23 protein-coding genes are annotated in these 26997 nt (G+C 53.1%); 2 read left to right on the top strand and 21 right to left on the bottom strand.

Going from position 1 to position 26997, the window contains the following annotated elements; genetic code table 11:
* Positions 1-24: 24 nt before the first annotated feature.
* From DL346_RS19035 to trmL, 3 genes are all read right to left on the bottom strand, one after another.
* Positions 25-1224, bottom strand: coding sequence for an aminotransferase-like domain-containing protein (locus DL346_RS19035; protein WP_112883739.1), 1200 nt, complete (start codon positions 1222-1224; stop codon positions 25-27).
* A gap of 491 nt (positions 1225-1715) precedes the next feature.
* On the bottom strand, positions 1716-1967 hold the full coding sequence (locus DL346_RS19030; RefSeq protein ID WP_112884081.1) for an AbrB/MazE/SpoVT family DNA-binding domain-containing protein: 252 nt from the start codon (positions 1965-1967) through the stop codon (positions 1716-1718).
* Between the two features lie 146 nt (positions 1968-2113).
* Entirely contained in the window at positions 2114-2578 is a 465-nt protein-coding gene (gene trmL / locus DL346_RS19025) for a tRNA (uridine(34)/cytosine(34)/5-carboxymethylaminomethyluridine(34)-2'-O)-methyltransferase TrmL (protein WP_112883737.1), read from the bottom strand.
* 114 nt (positions 2579-2692) lie between these two features.
* Between trmL and DL346_RS19020 the strand changes: the two genes are divergently transcribed.
* A complete protein-coding gene (locus DL346_RS19020; protein ID WP_112883735.1) occupies positions 2693-3418 on the top strand; it encodes a response regulator transcription factor in 726 nt (241 codons plus the stop codon).
* A 114-nt stretch (positions 3419-3532) separates the two neighbouring features.
* On the opposite strand, the gene serC is transcribed toward DL346_RS19020, so the two are convergent.
* The 12 genes from serC to liaF form a co-directional block, all read right to left on the bottom strand.
* Positions 3533-4621, bottom strand: coding sequence for a 3-phosphoserine/phosphohydroxythreonine transaminase (serC, locus tag DL346_RS19015; RefSeq protein ID WP_112883733.1), 1089 nt, complete (start codon positions 4619-4621; stop codon positions 3533-3535).
* A gap of 187 nt (positions 4622-4808) precedes the next feature.
* Positions 4809-6233, bottom strand: a complete 1425-nt coding sequence (gene glnA, locus DL346_RS19010; RefSeq protein ID WP_112883731.1) for a type I glutamate--ammonia ligase — start codon at positions 6231-6233, stop codon at positions 4809-4811.
* 270 nt (positions 6234-6503) lie between these two features.
* Positions 6504-7565, bottom strand: a complete 1062-nt coding sequence (gene aroF / locus DL346_RS19005) for a 3-deoxy-7-phosphoheptulonate synthase (protein ID WP_112883729.1) — start codon at positions 7563-7565, stop codon at positions 6504-6506.
* Between the two features lie 154 nt (positions 7566-7719).
* Positions 7720-8229 carry a DUF2062 domain-containing protein gene (locus tag DL346_RS19000; RefSeq protein ID WP_112883727.1) on the bottom strand — a complete coding sequence of 170 codons (510 nt, stop codon included), beginning with the start codon at positions 8227-8229 and terminating at the stop codon, positions 7720-7722.
* Positions 8230-8249: 20 nt separating this feature from the next.
* The gene (locus DL346_RS18995) at positions 8250-9200 is read right to left on the bottom strand and encodes a 4-hydroxy-3-methylbut-2-enyl diphosphate reductase (RefSeq protein ID WP_112883725.1); all 951 of its coding nucleotides are present in this window, start codon (positions 9198-9200) and stop codon (positions 8250-8252) included.
* A 68-nt stretch (positions 9201-9268) separates the two neighbouring features.
* Positions 9269-10756, bottom strand: coding sequence for a sensor histidine kinase (locus DL346_RS18990; protein ID WP_112883723.1), 1488 nt, complete (start codon positions 10754-10756; stop codon positions 9269-9271).
* A 4-nt stretch (positions 10757-10760) separates the two neighbouring features.
* Positions 10761-11453, bottom strand: a complete 693-nt coding sequence (locus tag DL346_RS18985) for a response regulator transcription factor (RefSeq protein WP_112883721.1) — start codon at positions 11451-11453, stop codon at positions 10761-10763.
* Positions 11454-11609: 156 nt separating this feature from the next.
* The gene (locus DL346_RS18980) at positions 11610-13202 is read right to left on the bottom strand and encodes a S1C family serine protease (RefSeq protein ID WP_112883719.1); all 1593 of its coding nucleotides are present in this window, start codon (positions 13200-13202) and stop codon (positions 11610-11612) included.
* Positions 13203-13396: 194 nt separating this feature from the next.
* Positions 13397-13810, bottom strand: coding sequence for a YugN family protein (locus DL346_RS18975; RefSeq protein ID WP_112883717.1), 414 nt, complete (start codon positions 13808-13810; stop codon positions 13397-13399).
* Positions 13811-13869: 59 nt separating this feature from the next.
* Positions 13870-14535: a response regulator transcription factor gene (locus DL346_RS18970; RefSeq protein ID WP_112883715.1), complete on the bottom strand. Its 666-nt coding sequence runs from the start codon at positions 14533-14535 to the stop codon at positions 13870-13872.
* Positions 14522-15562: a sensor histidine kinase gene (locus DL346_RS18965; RefSeq protein WP_206098549.1), complete on the bottom strand. Its 1041-nt coding sequence runs from the start codon at positions 15560-15562 to the stop codon at positions 14522-14524. The genes DL346_RS18970 and DL346_RS18965 overlap by 14 nt, the downstream gene beginning before the upstream one ends.
* A 7-nt stretch (positions 15563-15569) precedes the next feature.
* Positions 15570-16664, bottom strand: a complete 1095-nt coding sequence (gene liaF / locus DL346_RS18960) for a cell wall-active antibiotics response protein LiaF (protein ID WP_240633290.1) — start codon at positions 16662-16664, stop codon at positions 15570-15572.
* A 265-nt stretch (positions 16665-16929) separates the two neighbouring features.
* On the opposite strand from liaF, the gene DL346_RS18955 reads away from it, so the two are divergent.
* On the top strand, positions 16930-18225 hold the full coding sequence (locus tag DL346_RS18955) for an ammonium transporter (protein ID WP_112883713.1): 1296 nt from the start codon (positions 16930-16932) through the stop codon (positions 18223-18225).
* A 116-nt stretch (positions 18226-18341) separates the two neighbouring features.
* Here the strand turns inward: DL346_RS18955 and DL346_RS18950 are convergent, their stop codons facing one another.
* The 6 genes from DL346_RS18950 to DL346_RS18925 all read right to left on the bottom strand — a co-directional run bounded on the left by DL346_RS18950 (position 18342) and on the right by DL346_RS18925 (position 26990).
* Positions 18342-18725, bottom strand: a complete 384-nt coding sequence (locus DL346_RS18950) for a hypothetical protein (protein WP_206098548.1) — start codon at positions 18723-18725, stop codon at positions 18342-18344.
* Between the two features lie 278 nt (positions 18726-19003).
* On the bottom strand, positions 19004-20440 hold the full coding sequence (locus DL346_RS18945; protein ID WP_165822576.1) for an extracellular solute-binding protein: 1437 nt from the start codon (positions 20438-20440) through the stop codon (positions 19004-19006).
* Positions 20441-20809: 369 nt separating this feature from the next.
* Entirely contained in the window at positions 20810-21643 is an 834-nt protein-coding gene (locus DL346_RS18940; protein WP_165822575.1) for a carbohydrate ABC transporter permease, read from the bottom strand.
* A 5-nt stretch (positions 21644-21648) separates the two neighbouring features.
* Positions 21649-22551 carry a carbohydrate ABC transporter permease gene (locus DL346_RS18935; RefSeq protein WP_112883706.1) on the bottom strand — a complete coding sequence of 301 codons (903 nt, stop codon included), beginning with the start codon at positions 22549-22551 and terminating at the stop codon, positions 21649-21651.
* Between the two features lie 63 nt (positions 22552-22614).
* On the bottom strand, positions 22615-24024 hold the full coding sequence (locus tag DL346_RS18930) for an ABC transporter substrate-binding protein (RefSeq protein ID WP_112883704.1): 1410 nt from the start codon (positions 24022-24024) through the stop codon (positions 22615-22617).
* A gap of 221 nt (positions 24025-24245) precedes the next feature.
* On the bottom strand, positions 24246-26990 hold the full coding sequence (locus tag DL346_RS18925; protein WP_112883702.1) for a sensor histidine kinase: 2745 nt from the start codon (positions 26988-26990) through the stop codon (positions 24246-24248).
* Positions 26991-26997 lie beyond the last annotated feature (7 nt).

Here is a 26997-nt window from a genome sequence, read left to right as displayed (position 1 = left end):
CCGGGCTTCTCTATTCGAAACGCGCTAGCAGCGTGCCAGAAACTCATTCAGCGCTTCGGCAAAACGCGAAATGCCTGCAGCCATTCGCTCGCCGGTCGTATACGTAAAGTTCAGCCGCGCCGTATTGCGCTGCGGTTCAGCCGCGTAGAACGAAGCCCCCGGCACGAACGCCACGTTCTTCTTCACAGCCGCGCGCAGCAGCGCCTCCGCATCAAGCCCCTCCGGCAGCTCCAGCCAGAGGAACATGCCTCCTTTCGGCTGCTCCCATTTCACGTCGCTCCAGCCTTGCGAGGCGAGCAGCTGCTGCATTTGCTGCATGCGCTCGCCGTACGCCCTTCGGATCACCTTGATATGATCGTCCAATGAGAAGTGGCGCAGCAGCTGATCGAGCGTTTGCTGGTCCAACGTGCTGGAATGCAAATCCGCCGCTTGCTTCGCTTTCGCCATCATAGAGATGACCTTGCGGCTGCCAATGGCCCAGCCCGTACGAAGCGCCGGCGCGACGGTCTTGGAGAACGTGCTTGTATAAAGAACATGCCCGCCATTCGTTCGGTCGTCTAGCGAGAACAGCGTCGAGTAATTGGCCTGCTCGTCAAATTGAATATCGCCGTATGGATCATCCTCCAGAATCGGAACGCCGTGTCGATGACTGAGCTCAAGCAAGCCCTTGCGCCGCTCCATGCTCCATACGCGTCCCGTCGGATTGCCGAATGTAGGCACGACGTAAATAAGTCTCGGCTTATGCTGCTTGATCAGCCGTTCCGCCTCGGAAATGACCATGCCATCCTTGTCGCTTTCGACAGGGACGACCCGAAGCCCGCTTAGATTGAAAACCTGCAAGCTGGCCAAATAGGTCGGATTCTCTACAAGGACGATATCGCCCGGCTCCATGAGCACGCGCGTAATCAAATCGATTGCTTGCTGCGAGCCCGTCGTCATGATCATTTCGTCAGGCTCCGCACGCATCCCCTTACGGGCCATTCGCTGGCACAGTTGCTCGCGCAGCGGCAAGAAGCCTTCGGTAAGCCCGTATTGCAGCGAGTTCTTGCCGCCGGTACGGAATACCCGTTCCGTTGCCTCCTTCACCGCATCTAGCGGAAACAGCTCTTCAGCCGGCAAGCCGCCGGCAAACGAGATGATTTCCTTTCCTTGCGTCAGCTTTAAAATATCACGAACAGCAGAAGACTGCAGCCGCTCGACATTGCTTGAAAAACGATACTCCACGTTCCATTCCTCTCCTTCCTTTATCCCACATTTTACGCCCTTTTCAAGGCGGGAGCAACAAGAAGAGCATCGAAAGAACGCAGTCGAAGCGCGGGATTCATCACTATGTAACAGCGTTCTCCAATGTAGTTCATTTTATGACGGCATTCAATCAGCCGTAACAACATGTTCACAACTTTGTTCGTTTTCTTTTCGCGTGCCGTTGGGTATAATGAAAGGGAGTGTTTCATGAAGCTTATCATGAAGGTGCTGGCAGCCTAGGAGGGAATACGAATGACCATCAATTTTCTAATCGTCCTCACTGTCTCGGCTTTGTTCCTGATCGCCATGTGTACGGCGGCTTACAACGATGACAAAACTAAAGGATTGTAAAGCAATAGGACTAACGGATCAGCAAACAAAAAAAGAAGCTTTCAGCGCTTGAATCTCAAGCCGCCGGAAGCTTCTTTTTTTGCCGCTTAGAACTTGGTGGATCATGCTGGATAACCGGTTTATCCCCGGCGCAAGCCAGCCATTTCCGTCATGCAAGAGTTGCACAGGTAGCGTTCTTTGAATTCGCGAACGCCTTCAAGCGTTCCGCAGAACACGCAGCGAGGACGGTAGCGCTCCAAAATGATATGGTCACCCTGAACCAAAATCTCAACGGGATCTCCCTCGTTCATTTGGTATCTTTTACGCAGTGATTTGGGGAGAACGATACGTCCTAATTGATCTACTTTACGCACAACACCAGCCGGTTTCACCAAATACACATCTCCTGTAGTCGCATTTTGTAACGTTTCGATTAATTGCACCCTACTTAGGTTCTATAATGGCCGGTCATTTCCTGCAAATTTTTCGAATTTCTTAATATCATGTAAAAGCATAGGATTAGTGGCTAAACATTGACCTATTCAAGTCCCGCAAATCCGGTCTGGCGCAATGCCTCAAACACGACGATCGCCGCAGAATTCGACAAATTCAGCGACCTGACCTTGTCCGTCATCGGCACGCGGATGCATGTATCCGGATGCGCATCCAATACTTCCTGAGGAAGCCCCTTCGTCTCTTTCCCGAATACAAAAAAATCGCCGTCGCGATAGTTATGCTCCGTATAAACTTTCGAGCTTCTTGTGCTCGCGCAAAAGAAACGGCCTTCCGGATACATCTCTTTCAACTCCTGAAACGAATCGTGGTAGTGGATCTCGACCGCATACCAGTAATCCAGTCCTGCCCGCTTGAGCGTCTTGTCATCGGTATTGAAGCCAAGCGGCCGAACGAGGTGAAGAACCGTGCCTGTTGCCGCGCATGTACGCGCGATATTGCCGGTATTGGCCGGAATTTCCGGCTCGACGAGTACGATATGGAATGCCATTTGTTATCAAACACCCTTCATTTTTACATAGCTTTTACGCTTGCTTAATCTATTGTGAAAAGTTAACCCTCATAATGCAAGTATAAAGGTGCATGAAAGGGGAACAACCACGTTTTGAAGAAGAAAATATTAATCGTCGATGACGAGCCATCCATCTCCACGCTGCTTGAATTCAATTTGAAGCTTGCCGGCTACGAAGTGCGCTGTGCCTCGGACGGCGAAGCCGTCTTTGACTTCTTAAAGCCGTTTCGCCCCGATCTCATCGTCCTTGATCTGATGCTTCCAAAAATGGACGGCTTGCAAGTATGCCGCGAGCTGCGCAAGCAGAATAATGCCGTACCGATCATTATGCTGACCGCGCTTCATGATGTCAGCGATAAAATTGCCGGACTCGATCACGGCGCCGATGATTACATGACAAAACCGTTCTCGCCGCAGGAGCTGCTCTCGCGCATTCAAGCGATTTTGCGGCGTACGCAAGCGCTGCCTGGCGCACAGGAACCGGTCGTGCATGAAATCGGTCCGCTTTCCGTTTTCTCCGAACAACGGGAGGTTCAGCTCGAAGGGAAGCCAGTCGATCTGACTCCGAAGGAATTCGAGCTGCTCCTCTATCTGTGCCGCCACCGGGGCAAAGTGCTCAGCCGCCAGCAGCTGCTGCACGGCGTTTGGGACTATCACTTTCTCGGCGACACGCGCATTGTCGACGTGCACATCAGTCATCTCCGCGATAAAATCGAGAAAAATGCGCGGTCGCCGGAGTATATCATGACCGTACGCAATGTCGGCTACAAATTAGCGGGTCCCGGCAGCATAGCCGGCGCAGATTCGTCTCTGGCTTAATATGCTCATCTTCGATCGTACGATCACCAAGAAGACCGCCGTCCTTCCACGAATGGAAGAGCCGGCGGTCTTCTTGCTTGTGCTATGGTTGATCCAAGGCCGATTATTAGATCCTTAGCCGTTACGCTTCTGGAAATCGGCCATAAATTCCACAAGCGCCTTGCAGCTTTCATGCGGAACCGCATTGTAGGTCGATGCGCGCAGGCCGCCGACGCTGCGGTGACCCTTCAAACCGACGAAGCCCTGCTTCTCCGATTCCTTCACGAACTGCTTCTCCAGTTCTTCCGAACCAAGACGGAACGTAATGTTCATCAGCGACCGGCTGCCGGCGTCCGCGAAGCCGCGGTAGAAGCCGCCGCTCTGATCTATTGCGTCATAAATCAGCTTCGTTTTGTCGCGGTTAAACTGCTCCATCGCCGCGACTCCGCCTTTTTCCTTCACCCATTTCAGCATGAGACCTACTAAGTAGATGGAGAAGGATGGCGGCGTATTGTAAAGGGAATTGTTCTTCGCATGCGTGTCGTAACGAAGCATAGTCGGGATGCTCTTCGGGCTCTCTGCGACCAAATCCTCACGTACGATAACGATCGTCACGCCAGACGGACCCAGGTTCTTCTGCGCTCCGGCATAAATCATGCCAAATTTGCTGACATCGACAGGACGGCAAAGAATATCGCTGGACATATCGGCGATCAGCGTTACATCGCCTGTCTCAGGATAAGCAGCGTACTGCGTCCCTTCGATCGTTTCGTTCGACGTAATGTGCAGGTAGGCTGCATGTTCCGGAAGTTGAATTTCGCTTAGGCTCGGGATACGGTTGAACTTATCCGCTTCCGAGGAGGCGACAATTGTCGTTTCGCCGATCAGCTTCGCTTCCTTGATCGCTTTATCCGCCCAGCTGCCCGTATGCACGAAAGCGGCCGACTTGCCCGCCGACAGCAAATTCATTGGAATCATGGCGAATTGCGTACTCGCGCCGCCTTGAAGGAACAATACTTTATAATGGCTTGGAATTCCGAACAATTCGCGAAGAAGCGATTGTGCGCCGTCGTTGACCTGTTCAAAAATGCTGCTGCGGTGGGACATTTCCATAATGGACATGCCTGCGCCTGCATAATCAATAAATTCCTGCTGTGCTTGCTGCAATACTTCCAGCGGCAATGCCGCCGGACCGGCATTAAAGTTAAACGCGCGATTCGTCACTGTTGCTCACTCCACTCTTCAAATTTGCTTATGAGTATGATAGCAATTTTAAAGCTTGGCATCAAGTGCAAAAAGTCGAACAAAAACTAATAATTTATGAAGAATATTCGGATTTAGCTTAATGATGCCAAATAAAAAGCGAGCCCTCCGAAGAGGGCTCGCTGAACATGATTGATAAAAGTTCGGATTAGCAGTCGAAGTATAGGCTGTACTCGTGCGGATGAACACGGATTGCAACAGCTTTTGCTTCTGCGCGCTTGAATTGTACGTAGTTGTCGATGAAGTCTTTGGAGAATACGCCGCCTTCTGTCAAGAACTCGTAGTCCGCTTCCAGAGCGTCAAGCGCTTCGTCCAGCGTACCAGGTACGGAACGGATTTCTTTCTTCTCTTCGTCGGACAGATCGTAGATGTTTTTGTCGTATGGACCGTAGCCAAGAGCAACTGGATCCAGCTTGCGCTTGATGCCGTCCAGACCTGCAAGCAGCATTGCAGCGAACGAGATGTAAGGGTTAGCCGTGGAGTCCGGCGTACGGAACTCGATCCGGCAGCCTTTAGGCGTAACCGCAGCAACCGGGATACGGATCGCAGCGGAACGGTTACCTTTCGAGAATACGAGGTTAACCGGCGCTTCGTAACCAGGAACAAGACGTTTGAACGAGTTCGTCGACGGGTTCGTCAGCGCGATCAACGCTGGCGCGTGGTGCAGAATACCGCCGATGTAGTGCATGGCCATAGGGCTCAGGTTCGCGTAAGCACCTTTCTCGTAGAACAGCGGGGAATCGCCGTTGAAGATCGATTGGTGAACGTGCATACCGCTGCCGTTGTCGCCAAACAGCGGCTTCGGCATGAATGTTGCCACTTTGCCCCATTGACGAGCAACGTTGTTGATGATGTACTTATATTTCATAAGGTTGTCGGCTGTTTTAGTCAGCGTATCGAAACGGAAGTTGATTTCAGCTTGGCCAGCTGTAGCAACTTCGTGGTGATGACGCTCAACGCGCAGGCCGGATTCTTGCATGATGCGAACCATTTCGCTGCGGATGTCTTGTTGGGAGTCAACCGGAGCAACCGGAACGTAGCCGCCTTTAACCGGAATTTTGTAGCCAAGGTTGCCGCCTTCTTCTTTACGTCCTGTGTTCCAGCCGGCTTCAGCGGAATCAACGGAATAGAAGGAAGTGTTCATTTTGCTTTCGTAGCGAACGTCGTCGAAGATGAAGAATTCGGACTCAGGCGCGAAGAAAGCAGCTGTACCAACGCCGGACGTTTGCAGATATTCTTCCGCTTTTTGAGCGATGCTGCGCGGGTCGCGCTCGTAACGCTGGCCATCCGGTGTGTGGATGTTACACATGATATTCAAAGTCGGGTGATCGGTAAAAGGATCGATGAAGCTGGACTCTGTGTCCGGAATCATAACCATGTCGGACTCTTCGATGCCGCGGAAGCCTGGGATCGAGGAACCGTCGAATGCTACGCCGTTAACAAAAGTGTCGGCATCCACTTCCGTCGATGGAAGCGTGATGTGGTGCGCGTGGCCGGAAAGATCCACGAAGCGGAAATCGACAAACATGATGTTGTTCTCTTTAATTGTGCTCAATACGTTTTGAACTGACATTAGGAATTTCCTCCATTTCCGAACATTAACGATGTGTGGGACAACTATTGTTCAACTTCTGATCTGAAACTATGATTGTTATTATAGGATCAAGGGTTGAAACCGTCAATAGTCATGTAAGGTATTTTTTAAACCACTTGTCAGCTTTCTTCACATATTTGCCAAGATGTCACTTTTCCCTTTATTTACGCGGAAAACAAGAAGCTGCAGCCGTCGGAATCCGAACGGCTGCAGCTTCATTTACTCAATATTTATACACGGTGCTGAATATTATTTAATCCAAGTGTTAAAGTATTCGGCCGGCTCTTTCGGCGTTTCAAAACGCTTCCCGACCAGCTTGCCCAGCTGCTCCAATTCTTTCAAAAGGTTCGCGAATTGGTCAGGGAACAGCGATTGTACCCCGTCGCCGGTCATGGAGTTGTCCGGGTCGGTATGCATCTCGATAATAAGTCCGTTTGCGCCCGCAGCCACCGACGCCTTCGACATCGGCTCCACCAGCTCGCGGCGGCCTGTGCCATGGCTTGGATCGGATATGACAGGCAAATGGCTCAGCTGCTGCAGCACCGGAATGGCCGCCAAATCTAACGTGTTGCGCGTGTAAGATTCGAACGTACGAATACCGCGTTCGCAAAGCATAACGTTCGGATTTCCGCCCGCAAGTATATATTCGGCCGCGTTCAAAAATTCGTCATAAGTTGCGCTGAAGCCCCGCTTGAGCAGGACCGGCGTCTTCACCGTGCCGAGCTTGCGCAGCAAATCGAAGTTCTGCATGTTGCGCGTGCCAACCTGCAAAATGTCGGCGTACTCGCTGCAGATATCGACGTACTCCGGCGTCATAACCTCCGTAATTGTCAGCAAGCCGTGCTTGCGTCCCGCTTCCGCCATCATCTTCAAGCCTTCAACGCCGATTCCTTGGAAGCTGTAAGGACCCGTACGCGGTTTAAATGCACCGCCGCGGAGCACTTGGCCGCCTGCGGCTTTGACCAGCCTTGCGATCTCATCGATCTGCTCCGGCGTTTCCACCGCGCAAGGACCTCCCATAATGACAAGATGCTCGCCGCCGATCTTAACGCCATTAATTTCGATGATCGTGTCGTCCGGATGGAAATCCCGGCTCGCAAGCTTGTAGGATTTCGAAATCTTGATGACGTTCTCGACCCCCTTCATCTGGCGGAGATGCTCGGCGAGCGTCGGCTCTGCCTTGCCGATTATCCCGATTACCGTCCGGTCCGTTCCGCGGGAAACATGCGCCTGCACGCCGGCTTTCTCGATTTGATGGACAATTTCCGCAATCCGCTCTTCAGATACGCTATTCTTCGTTATGACGATCATAAGTTCGACTCCCTCTCCTATTACGCTTAGACGCGTGTTCGCTTCGAAGCTTCGACGCTTTTATGCTTTTGGGCTTTTATGCTTTTAATCACTAAAGCAACTATACAAGAAAAAGCCGATCTCGTCAAGAGACCGGCCTATTGCCGTTTGCGATTTATTCCGTCACCGGCTTCACATCGATCGCGACGCGGCGAAGCTTTCGCTTCTCCCTGCGCTTATCCGCTACATATTTCAAAGTCAACTTAACAGGGAAATAGAATAGCGCCCCAAGCACCATACCGTCGATAATGCCGCCTACGATCAGCTTCAAATTCACAAGCAGTATATGATCAAACCATTCCGGCGCAAGCGGCACCGAAATACGGATATGATTCGGAAGCACCCAGCCGCCTACCATACTATTGATGAATGCAACCGGGATAAAAATAATTTTTCCGAAAACAAAACCGATCAACGCTCCCGCTAGGCTGGCGTTCATCAAATAGATGAGCGGAAAAATCAAGAAAAAGGCAAGCCCATAGGTCGGCAGCGTGAACATCTCCACAAATATGCCGATCGCGAAACCCAGCGCCACGAACGAAGGACCGCCAGGAGCCCGCATGAGCTGCGTATATTTTAACTTAAGCCACCGTTTCATCGAGCGCGGTTTACTTGAGGTCTTCATCTGAAGTGCGCTCCTTTCACTTAAAGCGACGATTTCACGCGTACGGTAGGAAGCAGTTTATCCATATTCACGGTCCGCTTTACTTCCCATGTTGCAGGATCTTCGTCGTTGAACTGCTCCAAGTAACTGATAACTTCCTTTGTCAGCGGCGTCGGCGTCGATGCCCCAGAGGTAACAGCTACGCGTTTCTTGCCCATTAGCCAAGCCCGGTCAATCTCCGATACATCAGAAACGCGGTATGCCGGCACGCCTGCGATTTCTTCCGAAACCTGCGCAAGCCGGTTGGAGTTATTGCTTCTCGGGTCGCCGACCACGATGCACAATTCCGCTTCCTTCGCTTGCTCGGCCACCGCTTCCTGCCGAACCTGCGTCGCCAAGCAAATTTCATTATGAATTTCGGCTGTCGGGAACTTCTCAATCAGCTTGTTGATCAAATGCTTGATGTCCCATTGCGACATGGTCGTCTGGTTCGTAATGATAATGTTCTCGCTCGTAAGCTTAAGCGAGTCGATCTCGGTTTCCCGCTCGATTAAGTGAACATGCTCCGGCGCGATCCCGATTGCGCCCTCAGGCTCAGGATGCCCTTTTTTGCCAATATAAATGACTTCATAGCCATCGGCTGCCTTCTCCCGGATCAGATCATGCGTCTTCGTCACGTCCGGACAAGTCGCGTCCACGATGGTGAGGCCTCTCCCTTTGGCGCGTTTGCGAACCTCGGGCGACACGCCATGAGCGGTGAAAATAACCGTGCCGCTCGTAATTTGCTCCAAAATTTCCAAGCGATTCTCTCCGTCGAGCGTAATAATGCCCTCATTCTTGAACGCTTCCGTCACATGGCTATTATGAACGATCATGCCCAAAATATAAATCGGCCGCGGCAAGTCTAAATCTCTTGCCGTCTGCAAGGCCAGAACCATCGCATCGACAACGCCGTAACAATAGCCCCGCGGTGAAATTTTCACAATTTCCATTTGCTTGCACCTGCTTTCCTGCTCAACCATTCTTCACGAATCATGATCTACAAGACCCATTCTTCTTATTATACTTCATTCGACTTCTCGTGGAAAGCAATCGGAAGCCATACGATAAACGTCGTTCCCGCTCCTTCGCGCGTCGAGACTTCTACGGAGCCGCCGTGCTCGTCGATGATCCATTTGGCGATCGACAGCCCTAAGCCGGTGCCGCTTGTCTCCCCGCGAGACTCGTCGGCGCGGTAGAAGCGCTCGAAAATATGCGGCACCTGATCGTGATCCATGCCGATGCCGGTATCCTTGACCACGATGCCAGCCTGGTCGCCGGATCGGATGGCCCGCAGCTCCACATAACCGCTAGGCGTGTATTTAAACGCATTTTCCACAAAGATAAAAAACAGCTGACGGAGAAAATCAGCATGCGCTAATACATTTACGTTCTCGATCGCGCTTAGGTTTCCGATTTTCCATTCGGCTTTTCTTGGAAGCAGCTGCGCCTTCCGCGCGACGTCTTCCACAAGCGGAAGCAGCGGCTGGACCGACTTCTCCATCTCGTAGCCGGCATCCGCACGCGCCAGCGCCAGCAGATCGTTTACAAGGCTGGACATCCGCTTCGCTTCTCCCGCAATATCCAGCATCGATTCGCGGGTCAGCTGAATGCGGCTGCGCTCCTGATCGCTCAAGTGCTTCAGCTCCGCATCGTCCGATTCCGGATCCGCGCCCTGCGTCAGCGACGGCAGCCACATCCGCTCCAGCAGTTCGATGTTGCCGCGAATCGTCGTAAGCGGTGTACGCAGCTCATGCGAGGCATCCGACACGAACCGCCGCTGCGCCTTGTATGCTTCGTTCAAGCCGTTATAGGTCGTTTCGATCCGCCCCAACATCCCGTTCAGCGTATCCGTCAGGCGGCCAAGCTCGTCGTTCGGTCCTTCTCTTGGAATACGCATGCTGAGATCCGAACCGTTCTGAATTTGCTTGGTCGCGAGAATGACATCCTCGATCGGACGAAGCGCCTTGCGCGCCAGGAACAAGCCGATCGTAAAGGCGATCAGCACGACGATGATGACCGATGAGATCAACGTCGTCTTCAGCTCGGTCAGGAACTTCTCTTCCCGGCCGGAATACGCCGCTACTTGCAGCAGTCCGAAAACTTCATCGTTTTGCTTCAAAATATGCCGGTAAACGAGAAACGGATAAGGCCCCGCTTTCACATTCTCGAAACCTTCGTAGCTGTCGTTAATCTCTTTCAATGACGGCTTCGGCAGCAGCAGATCGATTCTGCGCAAATTCGGCGTAGCCTTCACGACGCCGTTCTTATAGTTATCTACTTGGATGAATAGCTCCTCATCCCCGATGACAAAAGAGGGGGTTTGATAATTGCCGAACATATCCAAGGTAGATGTGATATTGATCGCATTGACTTGCTGTTCGATCTTCGTTTTCATTTCTTTGTACGTGTTATAGTTGACGAAAATATAAATCGCGACGCCGAATGCGATGAGCGTGACCGCGAGTATGATGGAATACCAGAGCGTTAGCCTCAGGCGAATCGACATGGTGTCAGCTCCCTTCTCCTCTCAACACGTATCCGGTACCCCGAACGGTTTGAATCAGGCGCGGCGCCTTGCCGTCCTCGGTCTTCTGGCGCAGCATGGCGATGTAGACCTCGAGCACATTGGATTCGCCGCTGTAGTCGATGCCCCAAATTTTGTCCATAATCGCGTCTCGGGTGAGCACTCTGCGCGGGTTTTGCATCAGCAGCTGCAGCAGGTCGAATTCCTTCGCCGTCAGATCGATCCGCCGTCCGGCGCGAATCGCTTCGCGGGAATCGAGATCGAGCGTCAAATCCTCGAATTGCAGCCTGCTTGAGCTTTCTTCGAGCTTATCGGTTTTGCGGCGCAGCAGCGCGCGCACGCGAGCAAGCAATTCCTCGAGCGCGAACGGCTTGACCAAATAATCGTCCGCGCCCAGGTCAAGTCCTCGAACGCGGTCCGTTATGTCATCTTTCGCGGTCAGCATCAGAATAGGCACCGTGCTCCCGCCTTCCCGGATCCGGCGGCATACCTCCCAGCCGTCCACCTGCGGCATCATTACATCGAGAATCAGTAAATCCGGGTCGCTTGCAAGCATTTGCTTCAAGCCCTCGATCCCGTTGTTCGCCGTCGCCACCTCGTAGCCCTCGAACGCAAGGCTTCTCCGAAGCAGCGAGGTGATTTTATCGTCATCATCTACTACTAATATATGCGGTCTCATCGCAATCCCCCATCATCAAACACTCGTTTTCCTGAACATAAATCTGCCTTCCCATTATATCGCAAGTTAATCGGGCCATGAAACAGCACGTCCACATTTTCCCATAAAAGAAGCGCAGACAGTCAAGACGACTGTATGCGCTTCGGGTAAGCGGCTTTATTGCTGCTGCTGTGCAAAATCATTTTTGTTGCCGACCGTTACTTTCAGATCCATCTTCTCGCCGTTGCGGATGATATTCAGCGTAACCGTGTCGCCGACCGCCTTCTTCTGAATCGCGGCGATCAGTTCTTCACGGGCCGCATATTTCGTCCCGTCCATGCCGGTAATGACATCGTATTGTCTCAAATCCGCCATATACGCCGGCGATTTGTACAGCACGCTCTGTACGATGGCGCCTTCTTTATCGGAAAGTCCAAGCTCCTTCGCGAGATCATCCGTAATTTCGGCCAGATTCGCCCCGATGAATGGAGCCGGCTTCTTCGGAATCTCTTTGTTCGCTTTCAGGTTCTCCAGCACTTCCGTAATCGTGCTTGTCGGAATCGCGAAGCCGATGCCTTGCGCCTGCGAGCTGACGGCCGTATTGATGCCGATAACTTCGCCTTGCAGGTTCAAGAGCGGACCGCCGGAGTTACCCGGGTTAATGGAAGCGTCCGTTTGCAGCAAGTGCTCGTACTGACGGGTGCCTTGGGAATCCGGAATGCTGATCGGGCGCTCCTTGGAGCTCAGCACGCCGACCGTTACCGTATGATCAAAGCCGTAAGGGTTACCGATCGCGACAACCCAGTCTCCGATATTGATCTTGTCGGAGCTGCCGATCGGGAGAGTCGGGAAGTCGGTTCCTTCAACCTTCAGCACCGCAAGGTCGAGGTTGTAATCGGAACCAAGCTTCTTCGCTACGAGAGGCTTATTGCGGCCCTGAACCGTGACTTGAATTTCATCGGCCTCGCCGATTACGTGCTGATTCGTTAAGATATAGCCCGTGGAATCGAAGAAGAATCCCGTACCGATACCTTCCGGCACTAATTGACCGGAGCCTTGATCGCTTGAGCCGTTATCTTGGCCCTGACCTTCAAACTCATCGCCGAAAAATTGACTGAAGAAGTCGTCCATCGTGCCGCCTTGATTGCCGCCGCTGCGCTGTGTGGAGAACGTTTCGATCTTCACGACAGCAGGGCTGGCTTTCTCGAACAGCTGTGCGATATTGTTCGGCCGTACGATGTCCGCCGCCGCGGATACCTTGCCGTCATCCCCGGCTTTGCTCACCGCCGAATTCGCTTGCTCGGACGATTGCGTCAGCGTTTGGTCCAACGTGAACCAGTTCTCCCGATCCGATACGAACATCAGCGATCCGACGACAACGACGCCGGCCAGGAACGAGGCGAACATCGCTTTGAATGGGCTGCGGCGAGTCTCCTTCATCTGCCAGCCCCCGCGCGACGCGGATTGCGACGGCGCGAACGGGCGAAGCTGCGTTGGCGGCGTTACATCAACCGGATTTTGCTTGCCTTCCGCGTCATTACCGTAAACATTGTGAGCGGATACCGCGTCATTGCCCGTTTGTCTTGGCGGCTCGGCATCGGCTGAACCGGACTTGAACGGCCCATAAGAGTAGTAATACGATCCTTTGTCGGCCTCATCCTGACGTTTCGCTTCGTTCGAAGTATGCTGATCCCGGATATCGTCGCTGCCGCCTTGGTCATCATTGCGGAAGAAATCGTCATATCCGTTCTGTTTTTTGTTGTCGCTCATTTTCGTACTCCTCCTTAATCTGATCCCATGAAGTTTATCAATTGTTTCCTTGTTTGGCTTGCCTGTTCTTCATAGTTCTATCTTGCACAATCTACCTTAAATCAAACTTAAAATTATTATAATGGAACATAAAAAAAAACCGGGGGCGGCAGTTGATGCCGACAGGCCCGGTTTTCTCCGATTCTTATAATCTCTTAATGAAGCAAGCGTTCTTCCACTTCGCCTAGCACTTGCTTCGCCTTGGCGACCCATTTTCCTTCCACTTCCGCGTCCTTATCAAGCGGCTCTTGGAACTGATCAACCAGGCTTCCGAAAGCCCTTGGGTGGGCCTCCTTATCAAGCCCCTCGTTGTAAATATGCTTCAGCACGAACGGCCGGCCCATTCTGATTTTGGCGTCCAGATCCTGCGTATCGCTGTCGATATTGCCGTTAATGACATCGAAGGGCATGCGCAGCCACACCTTATGCTCGTCGTCAAGAAAACGATCGAAGTAGCCGTGCGCATAGTCCCAATTGCCGCCAAGGGAGAACTCGTTCTCCTCCAGCATGCTTCTGACTTCCGTAAATTCCTTCTCGCTCGATTCCAGCTTGGATTCAAGGGGGATCATCGCTGTTCATTCTCCTCCTGGCCTAGTGTTACCGTTAGCTTGCCCGGAGAGTCTGCCTGCTATCCCGTCTTTACCCAACCTTTGCGATGCGCGTATACGGCCAGCTGCGTGCGGTCCTCGAGCTCGCATTTCATAAGCAAATTGCTGACATGCGTCTTGACCGTCTTGATGCTGATATGAAGCTCGTCGGCAATCTCCTTGTTGGACATCCCTTCGGCGATCAGCAGCAGCACTTCCTTCTCTCTGTCCGTCAAGCCTTCATCCGTCCCCTGCGTGCTGCGCTGACGCAGTCCTCGGGTCAGCGCCTGGGAAACGTCATGCGTCATAACCGGCATCCCTTTGGCCGCTCCGTTCAGCGCATAGATCAGTTCCTCTGCGGAAACGGTCTTAAGCACGTAGCTGACGGCACCGGCCTCAACGGCGGCCACAACCTTCTCATCCTCTAGGAAGCTCGTAAGCATGACGATTTTCAGCTCGGGAAATTCCTTCATCATATGGCGCGTCGCTTCGACTCCGTCCATGACCGGCATCATTAAATCCATCAGCACGAGCTGAGGCGGACCTCCTGCCATTCCTGTCCGGAGCATGTCAAGCGCTTCCTTGCCGTTAGCCGCTTCCGCGATGACCTCGAACTTCGGGTCCAGCATCAGATAGGTACGCAGCCCCGCGCGAACCATATCGTGATCGTCGACAATCATTATTTTCCAACTGTTATTGAGGCTCATCGGCACGGCCCTCTCCCTTGTTCATATAGTTAGGAAGCGTTACTCTTACCCGAGTACCGCTACCCGGCTTACTAATAATGGAGGCGTCTCCGCCTAGCTTGCTTGCCCGCTCCCGCATGGTCGACAGTCCGTAAGAGCCCCGCTTCACTTGATCGGCTCTAAAGCCGGCCCCATCATCCTGCAGCGTCATAACGATTTGCCGCTCCGTTTCCGCAACGGTCAAGAGCGCCGTGTGCGCGCCCGCATGCTTCACAATATTCGCCATCGCTTCCTGCACGATCAGGAACAGCTGATGCTCCTTAGCTTCCGACAGCCTTTCTCTCACGCGCCATTCCAACACGCCCTGCAGCCCGTTCTGGCGGCAGTAATCCGGGAACCACTTATCGAGCGCTTCCTGAAGCGACCTGCCCTCCAGCTCCATCGGCCTCAATTGGGCAATGAAGGCGCGCATCTGCTTCTGCGCCATCGATGACATCGAAATCAGCTGCTCCATCACGTCGCTTGCCCTAGCCGGGTTCAGCTCGAGCAGCTTCGGCAAGGACGAGGCCGACATATGAATGGCGAAGAGCTGTTGGGAGACCGTATCGTGCAGGTCGCGGGCGAGCCGCCTACGCTCCTCGAGCACCGCCGCTTCATTTGAGGCCGTCTCCCGCATGATCTGCTCTTCGCCGGAACGCTGAATCCATTGCATCTTCTCGTCCAGCGCCGTCATCATATCGTTGAATTCACGCAGCGCCGGCATAAACGCGCCTTGCTCCGGCAGCCTCGCGGAGTAATTCCCGTGAGCGGCCTGCTTCATGCCGAGCACGAGCAAATCCATTTGACGCTGAATTCGCTGAGCCGCCCAGTAGCCGAACACGGCGCTGATCAACAGGAAGATGACCGCAACGCCGATCCAGAGCATGCTGCTGAACCCTTTGACCGTCAGTTCGGTGCCGACCTGCCAAATCAACACGGAAATCGTGGAGGCGGCCAGAAACAGCAGAATCATATCCCACTTGCTGTTGCGAAACAGTCTTACCATCATGTGCGCATCAACCTACCTTCGTGACGCGCACATCGCCGATAAACGTACTGACGTGGAGCTTGATTTTTTTCTCATTCTCCTGAAAGCAAGGCGTCTCGATATCCATATTTTTAAAGATGCCGCCTTCCCGGTGCTCCAATACGGCAACATCGCCGACAAACGCGCTGGAGACGACATGCACGCCGACTTCGTAATCATTCGGGAGGTATACTTTTACATCGCCTATAAAGGAAGAGATATAAATTTTGGTCTCGCCGGGCAATATTTGCGCCTTCGTCAAATCAAGCACCGTATCTCCGATAAAATGCGAGATGTTCATCGGCTTGAGTTCCCAGTAATCCTGACCCAAGTAGATGTCGCCGATAAAGCCGGAGCGCGTCTGCGCGTTCGAATCATAGTTCCACCATTCTACGCGGTCCTTGCGATGATGATATTTCGCATGAACATGCTTGCGGTGCTGGGCATGCCGCTCGATATGCTCCCGGGCATGGGCCGCCGCTTCTTCCCATTTCCGCTTCACCTGCTGTTTCGCAAAATCTTCATAAGGATGTGCCGGCCGCTGCGGCAGCTTGCCTTCCATCGAATTCGGCGTTTGCGCATCGGCCGGATGATCTTTGGCGTCGTCATTCTGATCGGTCATCTCCGGCTCTTTTGTCGGATCCGGATGCAGCGGCGGCGCCGGCGGCACTTGCTGATCGAATGGCCCGTAGCTGGTATAGGCTTTCCATTCATCGCCCGGCAGCTCGTCCTTCTTCTTCGCCTTCGGTTTCAGAATCATGCGCAATCCGAACAAGATCAGCACCAGCGGCCCTGCAAACTGCATCAAATCGCTTATCGACCAGGCGAACCAATCCAAATTGCGGCCAAGGAACACGAAGCCGACGATCAGCAGCACCGCCGATCCGAAGAAGGAGCCGATGCCGTATACCGATCGCTGCAGCATGCCCTGCACGCCGACGAAAAGCAGAATGAGCGGCCAATAGGTCATGAAAACATGCCCGATATCGAAATCGACGACCCCGCTTTGCCTCAGCATCAAGCCTACGCCTACTACTATAATAAAGAGACCCCACATAAACCGACTGATAAAATTCCCGTTCATTGCCTCCACCAGCTCCCAATCGCTTCTCCTAAGGTTTGTACTCCAAGTATACCCGAAGCCGTAAGCGCCTTAAAAGGGTCTCACGGTTGAACCCGTTCTACGTCTGGAGACGGAGCGGATGTGCGCCTAATCCAAAAAAAAGGACAAACCCATGTCAGGTCTTATAACTTCATTCGTTGACATCATTGACGCAGCGCTTATATAATGGGGTTCGGATTGGAATGAGAGACAAAACCTAACATGACGACCTAGAGGAGATGAACGCATGGATGTAGCCACGCTGTCCGCCGGGCTCGATACGATCTGGGTCGTATTGACAGCCGCAATGATCCTGCTTATGGAAGGCGGCTTCGCGCTTCTTGAGGCAGGCTTTGTCAGACAAAAAAATGCAGTCAGCATCATCATGAAAGTATTTGTAGACATCGCCTTCGGCGCACTTATCTTTTATTTTATAGGCTTCGGGCTGATGTACGGAAAAGATGCGGGCGGCTTAATCGGTACGACAGGCTTCCTGCTGAACGGGGATCTCTCCCATATCGCTATCAACATCTCGCATGAGACCTATTGGCTGTTCCAATGCGCTTTCGTCATCGCCGTCATTTCCATCGTTTCCGGCGCAGTGGCGGAACGGATTCACTTCAGGGCTTACATCCTGTACGCCATCGCGATGACCGGACTTATCTATCCTGTAGCCGGCCACTGGGTGTGGGCGGTCGGCGGCTGGCTCGGCAAGCTCGGCATGATCGATTTCGCCGGCTCCGCGGTCATCCACGCGCTCGGCGGCTTCGCAGCGCTTGCCGCAGCAATCTTCATCGGCCCGCGAATCGGCAAATTCACGCCGGACGGCAAGAGCAACATCGTGCCTCCGTCCAACCTGCCGCTGGCCTCTGTCGGCGCGTTCATCTTGTGGTTCGGCTGGTTCGGCTTCAACTCCGGAAGTACGCTTAGCGCAACGAACGGCTCGATCGGCCATATCGCCATCACGACCATGCTCTCCGCGGCAGCGGGCGGAGCAACGTGCATCTTGTTTACGATGCTGCGGTATAAGAAAGCCGATCCGCCAATGGTCATCAACGGATCGCTGGCCGGTCTGGTCGGCATTACGGCAGGCTGCTCTTTCGTTTCGGACGGCGCCGCGATTCTAATCGGCGTCGTGTGCGGCATCTCCATGGTGCTTGCAACGGAATGGCTCGAGCGCAAAGGCATCGACGATCCGGTCGGCGCATTCGCGGTCCACGGCATCAGCGGCAGCCTGGGAACGCTAGCCGTCGGGCTGTTCGCTCTGCCGGAGATGACGAAAGGAATCGGACAAGAATACTATGGTTTGTTCTACGGCGGCGGATGGAACCTTCTCGGCGTACAAGCCCTTGGCCTTGCAATCGTCAGCATTTGGGGCTTTGCGATAACCTGGATCGTGCTTCTGGTTATTAAGCGCTTTGTTCCAGTGCGCGTATCAAGAGACGAAGAGCTCATCGGACTTGATGTCGGCATCCACGGAGTACCGGCCTATAATCAAGATCACGACTTTCTCGACCTGGATCAGCTTAAAGCCCGCAGATAAATCGAACAAAGGCGCCTCCATTGTTGTTGGAACGATGACTCGTTCCGAGAATGGAGGCGCCTTTGCTTTAGGCGGGATCAAATAAAAAAACCGCTCGCAATCGGACGGTCACTACATTAATTCATCTCATCTTCCATCTCGCTTGAAATCGCGATCGTAGCAGAAACGTTATCGTTGCTGCTATGTAAAATCGCGCGCGCTTGCTCCACTTCAAGACGGAGCGCGCGAACCCGTTCCATCGGCCGCTTCACGTAATGAATATATTCTACCGCAAGATGATGGTCAGGCTTCTTGCCCGTTAACAATCGTCGCATCTTCGACATCGATTGGTACGTACGCTCTTCATGAAGACGGCGCTTCTCATAACGCTCGACCATCTGTTCAATCTCCGCAATCTCCTGTTCACGCTTAGCGATATATGTGTTAAGGAAAGGAATAACTTCTGCTGCTTTACGGTGCCTTAAATGTGAAGCCGGCGCGTAAGTAATAGGTTCCATCATGACAACTCCCCTGCCCTCACATGTTATCATTTGTTACACTACTTATCTTACACGATCATTTCCCGTTTGGAAACACCTTTTTCGCTATAAAAAATGTAAATAATTTGACGCAGATGTCAGCTCCGACAACACTGCTCACTGCTCACTGCTCACTGCTCACTGCTCACTGCTCACTGCTCACTGCTCACTGCTCACTTCTACGCTTCCACGTATAGAACGCATCTCCTATATGACAAAGCGGGGAGAGTTCCTCCTGGAACCCTCCCCGCTTTACTTGATTATTGTCCGGCTGCCGCTTTCGCTTCCTCAATGGCCACGTTAGCGTCTTTGGTCATACCTTTGATGGCTTCGTCCAAATTCGATTTGCCAAAGTACAGCGGTTGCACGTATTTATCGAAAATCGACCAGCCTCCGCCTGCAAGGTACGGATTGACTTTCAGGTATTGGCTCGTGTAGTTCAGCTCGTCTTGAAGAACTGCATTGACCTGTTTGTCGAATTCAGTTTCTTCCGGCAGCAGATCCATTTTGCTCTTGAAGATCGGCAGACCCCAGCCTGTCTTCGCACGATCGTCGGCAGGCTTGCCGCCGAAGAACCATTCGAAGAACGTCCATGCTTCGTCAGGATGCTTCGAAGCCGCGTTAATGATTGCGCCGGTCGCGCTGCCCGTAGGCGCTACGCGCGTGCCGTTCGGAGCGATTGGCGTTGGCAGCATGCCGTAGTCGGCCAAATGCGTCTTGGAGCTTTCATTGCTGCGGATTGCGCCGCTATACCAGTAACCGTCGATGATCATTGCGACTTGATCCTTGAAGAACAGGTCGCCGCCGGACGTTTGGTCGTTGTTGACGGAGTTCGGACCGACGTTGCTCTTCACGCCGTCAACCCACATGTTGATGTAGTCTTTAACGGCTTGGTTGTCAAAATTGACCGATCCGTTATCTGCCGCGTTGACGTCCGCGCCCGCGCTGAGCAGGTATTGAAGCAGGTTGTTGAAGTTCGGCTCCGTTTTGCCCCACTCGTTGGCAGCCAGACCGTACTGCTTGACTTTGTCGCCTTCCTTGATCGTCAGCTTCTTAGCCAAGTCGAATACTTCCGGCCAAGTCAGCGGCTTCGTAGGATCCGGCACCTGAACGCCTGCGGCATCGAATGCCTTCTTGTTATAGTAAATGGCATAGTCGTTGGACCAGTCTTTCGGCAACCCGTAGATCGGCCCCGCGCCGACCGTCTTGCCGTCGAAGCGGAACACGTTCGTGATCGGCAGCAGATCGTCGGCCTTGAACACCGAGCTCTGCTCGATGCGGTCCGTAAGATCAAGCGCAATGCCTTTTATGACATAGTTCGGAAGATCGAATACGCCGGAAAGCCGGATAACGTCGGGCGCATCGCCCGTTGCCAGCTCTGCCGCCAATTTCGTCGCGTCGAGCGCTTCGATTTCAATTTTGATGTTCGGATGCTCTTTCTCGAATTCCGCGATTTGGTCCTTGGACAGCTCGCCTTCCGAAACGCTCGTGCGAATCGTGACGACTTCGCCGGAGCTGCCGGAATCGCCCGTCGCTGCCGCATTGCCGGAATTGTCCCCGCCGCTGTTGTTTGTCGCCGCAGTGTTGCCGCCATTGCTGCTAGTGTTCGTGCTGCCACTGTTATTGCTGTTGCCGCAGCCCGATAATACGATGACCGCAGCCGTGACTGCAGTAAGCATGATCGTCCACTTTCTCAATTTCATATCCCCCTTGAAAACGTATGAGTAATTCTTGCTGACTCAAGGATATCACGGTAAATGAAAGCGTTTGTATATGATAATCCTCCAATTTTACCGGGTAATCGTATGGTGTTCGCAAGCGGTATTTTATAGGTCTATTCGCATCCGCAGCGGTGCTTTGTGCAAGTCGTGACGGTGCGCGTTGTCCGTCAACTCTTGTCTCTGCGGATATCGACGAGAGCATCAGCGCGGTGGAACAAGCGCCTCCCCGTTAATGATAACACCGTTTCCGGCGATTCGCTCATGCTCATTTCCGCCACGCACATAAACAGCGATAGGCGCATACCGTTTTCCCCGGTACACGCCTATCGCGGTTGACAGTTCTAATCACCCTTTGACGCCTGTCGTAACAATCCCCTCAACGATGTATCGCTGTCCGAGGAAGAACGTGACCAATACCGGAACGATGAGCAAGATCGCAGCCGCCGTCGATACGGAGGTCAGTATCATGTCTTCCTGTCCCTCGAATTTATAGCTGATCATACTCAGCGCGGTCGCAAGCGGATAATGATCCTGCTTCAGGAACATGAACGGCCCCATGAAGTCGCCCCACGAGCCTTGGAACGTCATGATCGACACCGTCGCTATGACCGGGAACGACATCGGCAGGAAGATGTTCCAGTACGTCCGGAAGATCGAGCAGCCGTCGATCCGCGCCGCTTCTTCCAGCTCTTTCGGAATCGCGGAGAAGAATTGGCGGTACATGAAGATGAAGAACGCATTGCCGCCGAGGCCCCAGAATAGCCATGGCCAGAACGTATCCAGCAAGCCGTAGTTATGGAACAAGATATATTGCGGAATTTGGGTTACGATCCCCGGCAGCATCATCGTCGACAGCACGATCATGAACAGCACGTTGCGTCCCGGCACTGCGATACGCGCGAATGCATAACCGACCAGACCGCTCGTCAAGGTCGAGGTGATGAGCGTGATCGCGCAAATAATGATGGAGTTCTTCGTATAGTGCCAGAAATTGATCAGCGTCGTCGCGTACTTGAAATTTTCCGGATGGAAGCCCACTGGCACCAGGCCAGGCGTCGTATTCCATGCGCTCAGCGCCAACACGAAAGCCAGGTACAACGGGAAGATGAACAGCGCGGAGAAGAAGATTAGCGCCGCGTAATGCGGAATGCTTCCTTTGGTAGTCGTCTCTGTCTTCACGTCGTTTATCCCTCCTGATCCGTTTCATAGTGAACCCAATATTTACTCGTCGTGAAGACGACAACAGACAGCGCCAGAATCGCCAGGAACAATACCCATAGCAGCGCCATGCCGTACGCGAACCGCTGGAATGCGAAAATCTGCTGGAATGCATGCACGAAGTACAGATAGTTCGGCTGAATCGGACGCGCGAGCAATTCCGCGCCGTTCAGCAAAATCGGCTGCATGTAAATTTGCAGCGAGCCGATGATGCCCATAATGACGTTAAAGAAAATAACCGGCGTCATGAGCGGCACTGTAATATGAAAAGTCCGCTTGAACGGTGACGCACCGTCGATAGATGCCGCTTCATATAAATCCCGCGGGATACCCTTCAGTCCCGCCAGATTGATTAACACGCCGCCTCCTGCGCCCCATAACAGCATGATGAGCAGGGATGTCGTGGCATAGTCGTATCCAAGCCAATTCACGGAATCAATGCCAAAAAGGTTCAAAATGCCATTTAACACGCCGTTGTTGCTGGAGAAAATAAACTTCCACATCAGGACGCTGGCCAGCGCCGGCACGATGGAAGGCAAGTAGAAGATCGTCCGGTAAACCCCAACCCCGCGCACCGGTCTGTTCAGCAGCATGGCCAAGCCAAGGCCGATCGCCACGCCGAGCGGAACGTTGATGAGGGTTACGTATAGCGTTCTCCCCAAGGAGTACATTGCATCGGAGTCCGTAAAAACCTTGTGATAATTTTGCAATCCCATCCATTTCAGTTTCTTAATGTTGAAGCCATAGTAGTTGGTGAAGCTCAGATAGAGGCCGTACATCATCGGATAGAGGCCGAATACCAGGAACACGATGAACCATGGCGAGATCATCGAGTAGAACGCAATGATTCGTTTTGTCTTCTCTTTCATACTTTCACTCCTTTATGACAAGCGGGGAGAGTTCTGACCGGAACCCTCCCCGCTAGACTTGGCTTACTGTCCGGCTGCGGCTTTCGCTTCCTCGATGGCATTGTTAGCGTCTTTGGTCATGCCTTTAATGGCCTCGTCTAAACTCGATTTGCCAAAGAGCAGCGGCTGAACGTATTTGTTAAAGATCGACCCGCCTCCGCCTGCAAGGTAAGGGTTCATTTTCATATATTGGTTCGAGTATTCCATCTCGTCCTTGAGAACCTCGTTTACTTGCTTGTCGAATACGGTTTCGTTAGGCAGAAGATCCATTTTGCTCTTGAAGATCGGAAGACCCCAGCCTGTCTTCGCGCGATCGTCGGCCGGTTTGCCGCCGAAGTACCATTCGAAGAACGTCCAAGCTTCTTCAGGATGCTTAGAAGCCGCGTTAATGATTCCGCCGGTTGCGCTGCCCGTAGGCGCTACGCGCGTGCCGTTCGGAGCGACCGGCGTAGGCAGCATGCCGAAATCCTCCAAATGAGATTTCGCGCGTTCGTCATTGCGGATTACGCCGCTGTACCAATAACCAAAGATCATCATTGCGGCTTGGTTCTTGAAGAACAGGTCGCCGTTGTTCGTCTGGTCGTTGTTGACGGAGTTCGGACCAATGTTGTTCTTCACGCCATCAAGCCAGGAATTGATGTAATCTTTAACCGCTTGGTTATCAAAGTTGATCGATCCGAAGTCCTCTCCGTTGATGTCCACGCCGGCGCTGAGGAGGTATTCGATCAGGCTGTCGTAAGTCGGTTCCGTCTTGGCCCCGCTGTTCGTAGCCAGACCGTATTGCTTGACTTTTTTGCCGTCCATGATCGTCAGCTTCTTCGAAAGCTCCATCAATTCAGGCAAAGTAAGCGGCTGCTTTGGATCCGGAAGCGGTACGCCTGCGGCATCGAACGCTTTCTTGTTATAGAAGATGGCATAGTCGTTGGACCAGTCTTTCGGCAAGCCGTAGATCGGCCCCTCGCCGACCGTCTTGCCGTCGAAGCGGTACACGTCCGTGATCGGCAGCAGATCGTCGGCCTTGAACACCGAACTCTGCTCGATTCGATCCGACAGATCCATCGCAATGCCTTTGATGACATAGTTAGGAAGATCTTGCACGCCAAGAATTCGAATAACGTCAGGCGCATCGCCCGTTGCCAGCTGTGCCGCCAATTTCGTGGCATCGACCGTTTCGATTTTAATCTTGATGTTCGGATGTTCTTTCTCGAATTCGGCGATTTGTTCCTTGGACAGCTCGCCTTCCGTAATGCTCGTGCGGATCGTCACCACTTCACCGCTCTTGCCGGAATTATTCGTCGAGGTTTCGTTGGATGCATTTTCGCTGCTGCTGTTCGTGCCGTTGGAAGCGTTTCCACCATTGTTGCTGCTGCCGCAGCCTGACAGCGCAACTGCTGCTGCCGTAAGGGTCGTAAGCATGATCGTCCATTTTCTCAACTTCTTGTCCCCCTTGAAGAAATATGTAAAATCACTACTTCAAAAGGATAGCACGAATTTTGAAAGCGCTTAATATGGGAATCCTCCAATTTTACCGGGTAATCATATGATGTTCGTCCGGTAATCCTATGATTCTCGCCGGGTAATCAATAGAAACAGGCTGCCCGCAGTATTCGCGGACAGCCCGTACGTTATTGCCGATAAACCCTAACGTAATCTTTTTACGAATTTTGCAGCGGAACGGTCAGCGTGATGACCGTTCCCTTCATCTCGCGGCTCTCGATGGTCATGGACATGCCTTCCTTGTAGATCAGCTTGAGCCGCTGGTAGACGTTGCGCAGTCCGATGCCGTTCTCCTCGCTCTGCGCTTTCCCGTATTCCCGCTCGATGTCGGCTCTCACCAGAGCCAGCGTTTCCTGATCCATGCCGATGCCGTTATCGGCGATACGCACCTGCAAATAGCCGCCCTCCGCGGCTGCCGATATCACGATGCGGCCTCCCTCTTCCCAGCCGAGGAAGGCGTGCTTGATCGCGTTTTCGATGATCGGCTGCAGCACGAACCGCATGATCCGCTTGCTCCGCAGCTCGTCCGGCACCTCGTACTCCACCTCGAAGCTGTTGCCGCTGCCGATCTGCTGGATCGTAACGTAATTGGCGACATGCGCCAGCTCCCTGTCGAGCTCCACAATGTTCGAGCCTTTGGCGATGCTGTAGCGGAACATGTCGGCCAGCGCGCCGACGATGGCGCTTACTTCGAGATTGCCGGTCTTCATGCTCCGCATATTGATGACTTCCAGCGTATTGTACAGAAAATGCGGATTGATCTGCGCCTGCAGCATGTCAAGCTCCGCCCTGGTCTTCAAGCCGATCAGCTCGTTTTCTTCGCGCATGACGCGGTCGAGCTGGTCGATCATCCGGTTGTAGCTGCGCACGATGCCGCCGAGTTCCGAATATTCGAGCTCTTCGAGCCGGAGGGACAAATCGCCTTCACCGACCCGAAGCATCGTCTCCTTCAGCCGGTGAACGGGCTTCACCAATTGAATGGCGATCGCGACCGCCGCCACGATGGAGAGCAGCAGGATGATGGACGTAAACAGCAGGAACTGCTGCTGATACTCCCGGTTCTTCTCCAACACGTCGTTGAAGACGAAGCTGATCGTGAGCTTCCAGTCCGTGTTCGGAATGCCGCTCGTGTAGAAATGCTGCCCAGGCACGTCGCCAATGGCGCGCGCGCGCGACTCGTAAATCGTATGGCCCTTGGCGTCGGTAATGGCGTAGGACGTATTGATCATCCCCGAATCGATATTCTCGAACGTGGACTGCTTCGGAACCATCAGGAGGTACGTGGCTCCCCCGGTGACCGCCGGCCCCTCGATCCGCTTCACGATCGCCGTTGACAGCGGATTGAAAACGTTGTTGTAATTCGCGATCCAGTACGGGGCGTCGCGATCCTTCAAATACTCCTTATCGGTATTGAACGCGCTTTTGTTATTGGAGAAGATGGATGAATAAATACAGTTGCCTTTCTCGTCCAGCAGCACGAAATAGGAAATGTCGTTCAACCCCGGAAACATGTACAGATTGGTCGTTAGCCCGCCCAACAAGAGCGGGGTCGTATAATTGTTGGTGACGTATTCCTGCAGCTGCCGACTGGCGGAAATCTCATTCAGAATCGTTTCCGTAAAACGCAGCCGGTTATGAATGCTGAGCGCCGAGAAGCGGCCCGTCACGTTGATGGACGTTTGCATTTCGCGCTGGATGTCGTGCTTAGACAGCCAGCTGTACAGAACGCCGTCAGAAACGGCGGGTAGACCGACCGCGACGATGAGCACGATAATGATTTTGTTGCGCATGGAAACGGCGTGAAAGCCTTTCTTGATCAAATCCTCCGGCAGCGAACGCAGCAGCAAGTCGCTGCTCAGCGAGAAGTTCTTGATTTGCCTGGAAACCATGCGGAACGGTTTGAAGACTTGCTTCAAATAGAAATAACTGATCAGCACCGTAAGGAACACCGTGATCAGCGACAATACCGCCATTAACTGGATACGTTCACTGCGGAGCGCGCTCGCTCCGCCCCCCTTGTCGGTATATGCGATGCTGAGCTTAAACGGGAGCAGCTGCTTAATTTCGTTCTGGTACGATGACTGGCCTTTGGAATCGCCTGCTTGCTCCGACTCGCCGCCTTCAGGCGCTTTCAACGGATTCGTGCGCGCGTTCGTCCACAGCAGACGATTGTCCTTGCCGAGGATGGAGAAGTACGCTCCTTCCGGCAGGTTATCCGGAATTGCCTGCTGGAAGAATCGGTCGTTCAGCACGATCATCGTCAGTACGCCATTCTCGTTGCCATTCGAGTACACGAGCCGGCCTTGGATTTCCGCCATGAACGCTTTTAGCTGCCTGATATCCGCTTTCTCCAACATCGGATTGTCCGTGGTGAAATATTTCGCGAAGTCCGCCTGCGAATACATTGTGAACTGGTCACGGTCCGGGAGGATCAGCTTGTCAAGCTTCGAATAGTGAAGCCTGTCCATGTCGAGCCGCGGCAGGTCCGTGAACGTGCCGGATTCGATCTTCTGCACCATCGAGCGCTGATTGAAGCTTTGCGACAGAAAATAGACCGCCTGCACGGAGGCCGGGGAGAGATTCAGCGTGCTGAATTTCCGCTGCAGCTCCTGCATGCCCAGAGTAGCGATGTAGTCATTGCGCAGGCGCATAAGGTTTTTATAGTAATCGCTGAATTCCGGCGTTTGGAGCAGCAGCATCAAATTGTCGATATCCTTCAACTGCACGAGAACGTTTTGCTGAAATTGATAGAGCATATCCTGTGAACGATTCTCGCGCAGCGATTTATCGATGACGTCCATGTAGGTGAGGCCGATGTAGGCAAGCGCGATTTGCGTGATCATGGTTAGCACCGCAGTAAGAATGACGATCCGCCTCAGCGTAGGTCCGAACCGTTTCAACATGTTGTGT

The organism is Paenibacillus montanisoli, assembly GCF_003268025.1.
GTDB classification, from domain to species: domain Bacteria; phylum Bacillota; class Bacilli; order Paenibacillales; family Paenibacillaceae; genus Paenibacillus_Z; species Paenibacillus_Z montanisoli.
The sequence above is the reverse complement of the archived record's forward strand: the minus strand, read 5'-3'. Positions and strand labels throughout refer to the sequence as shown.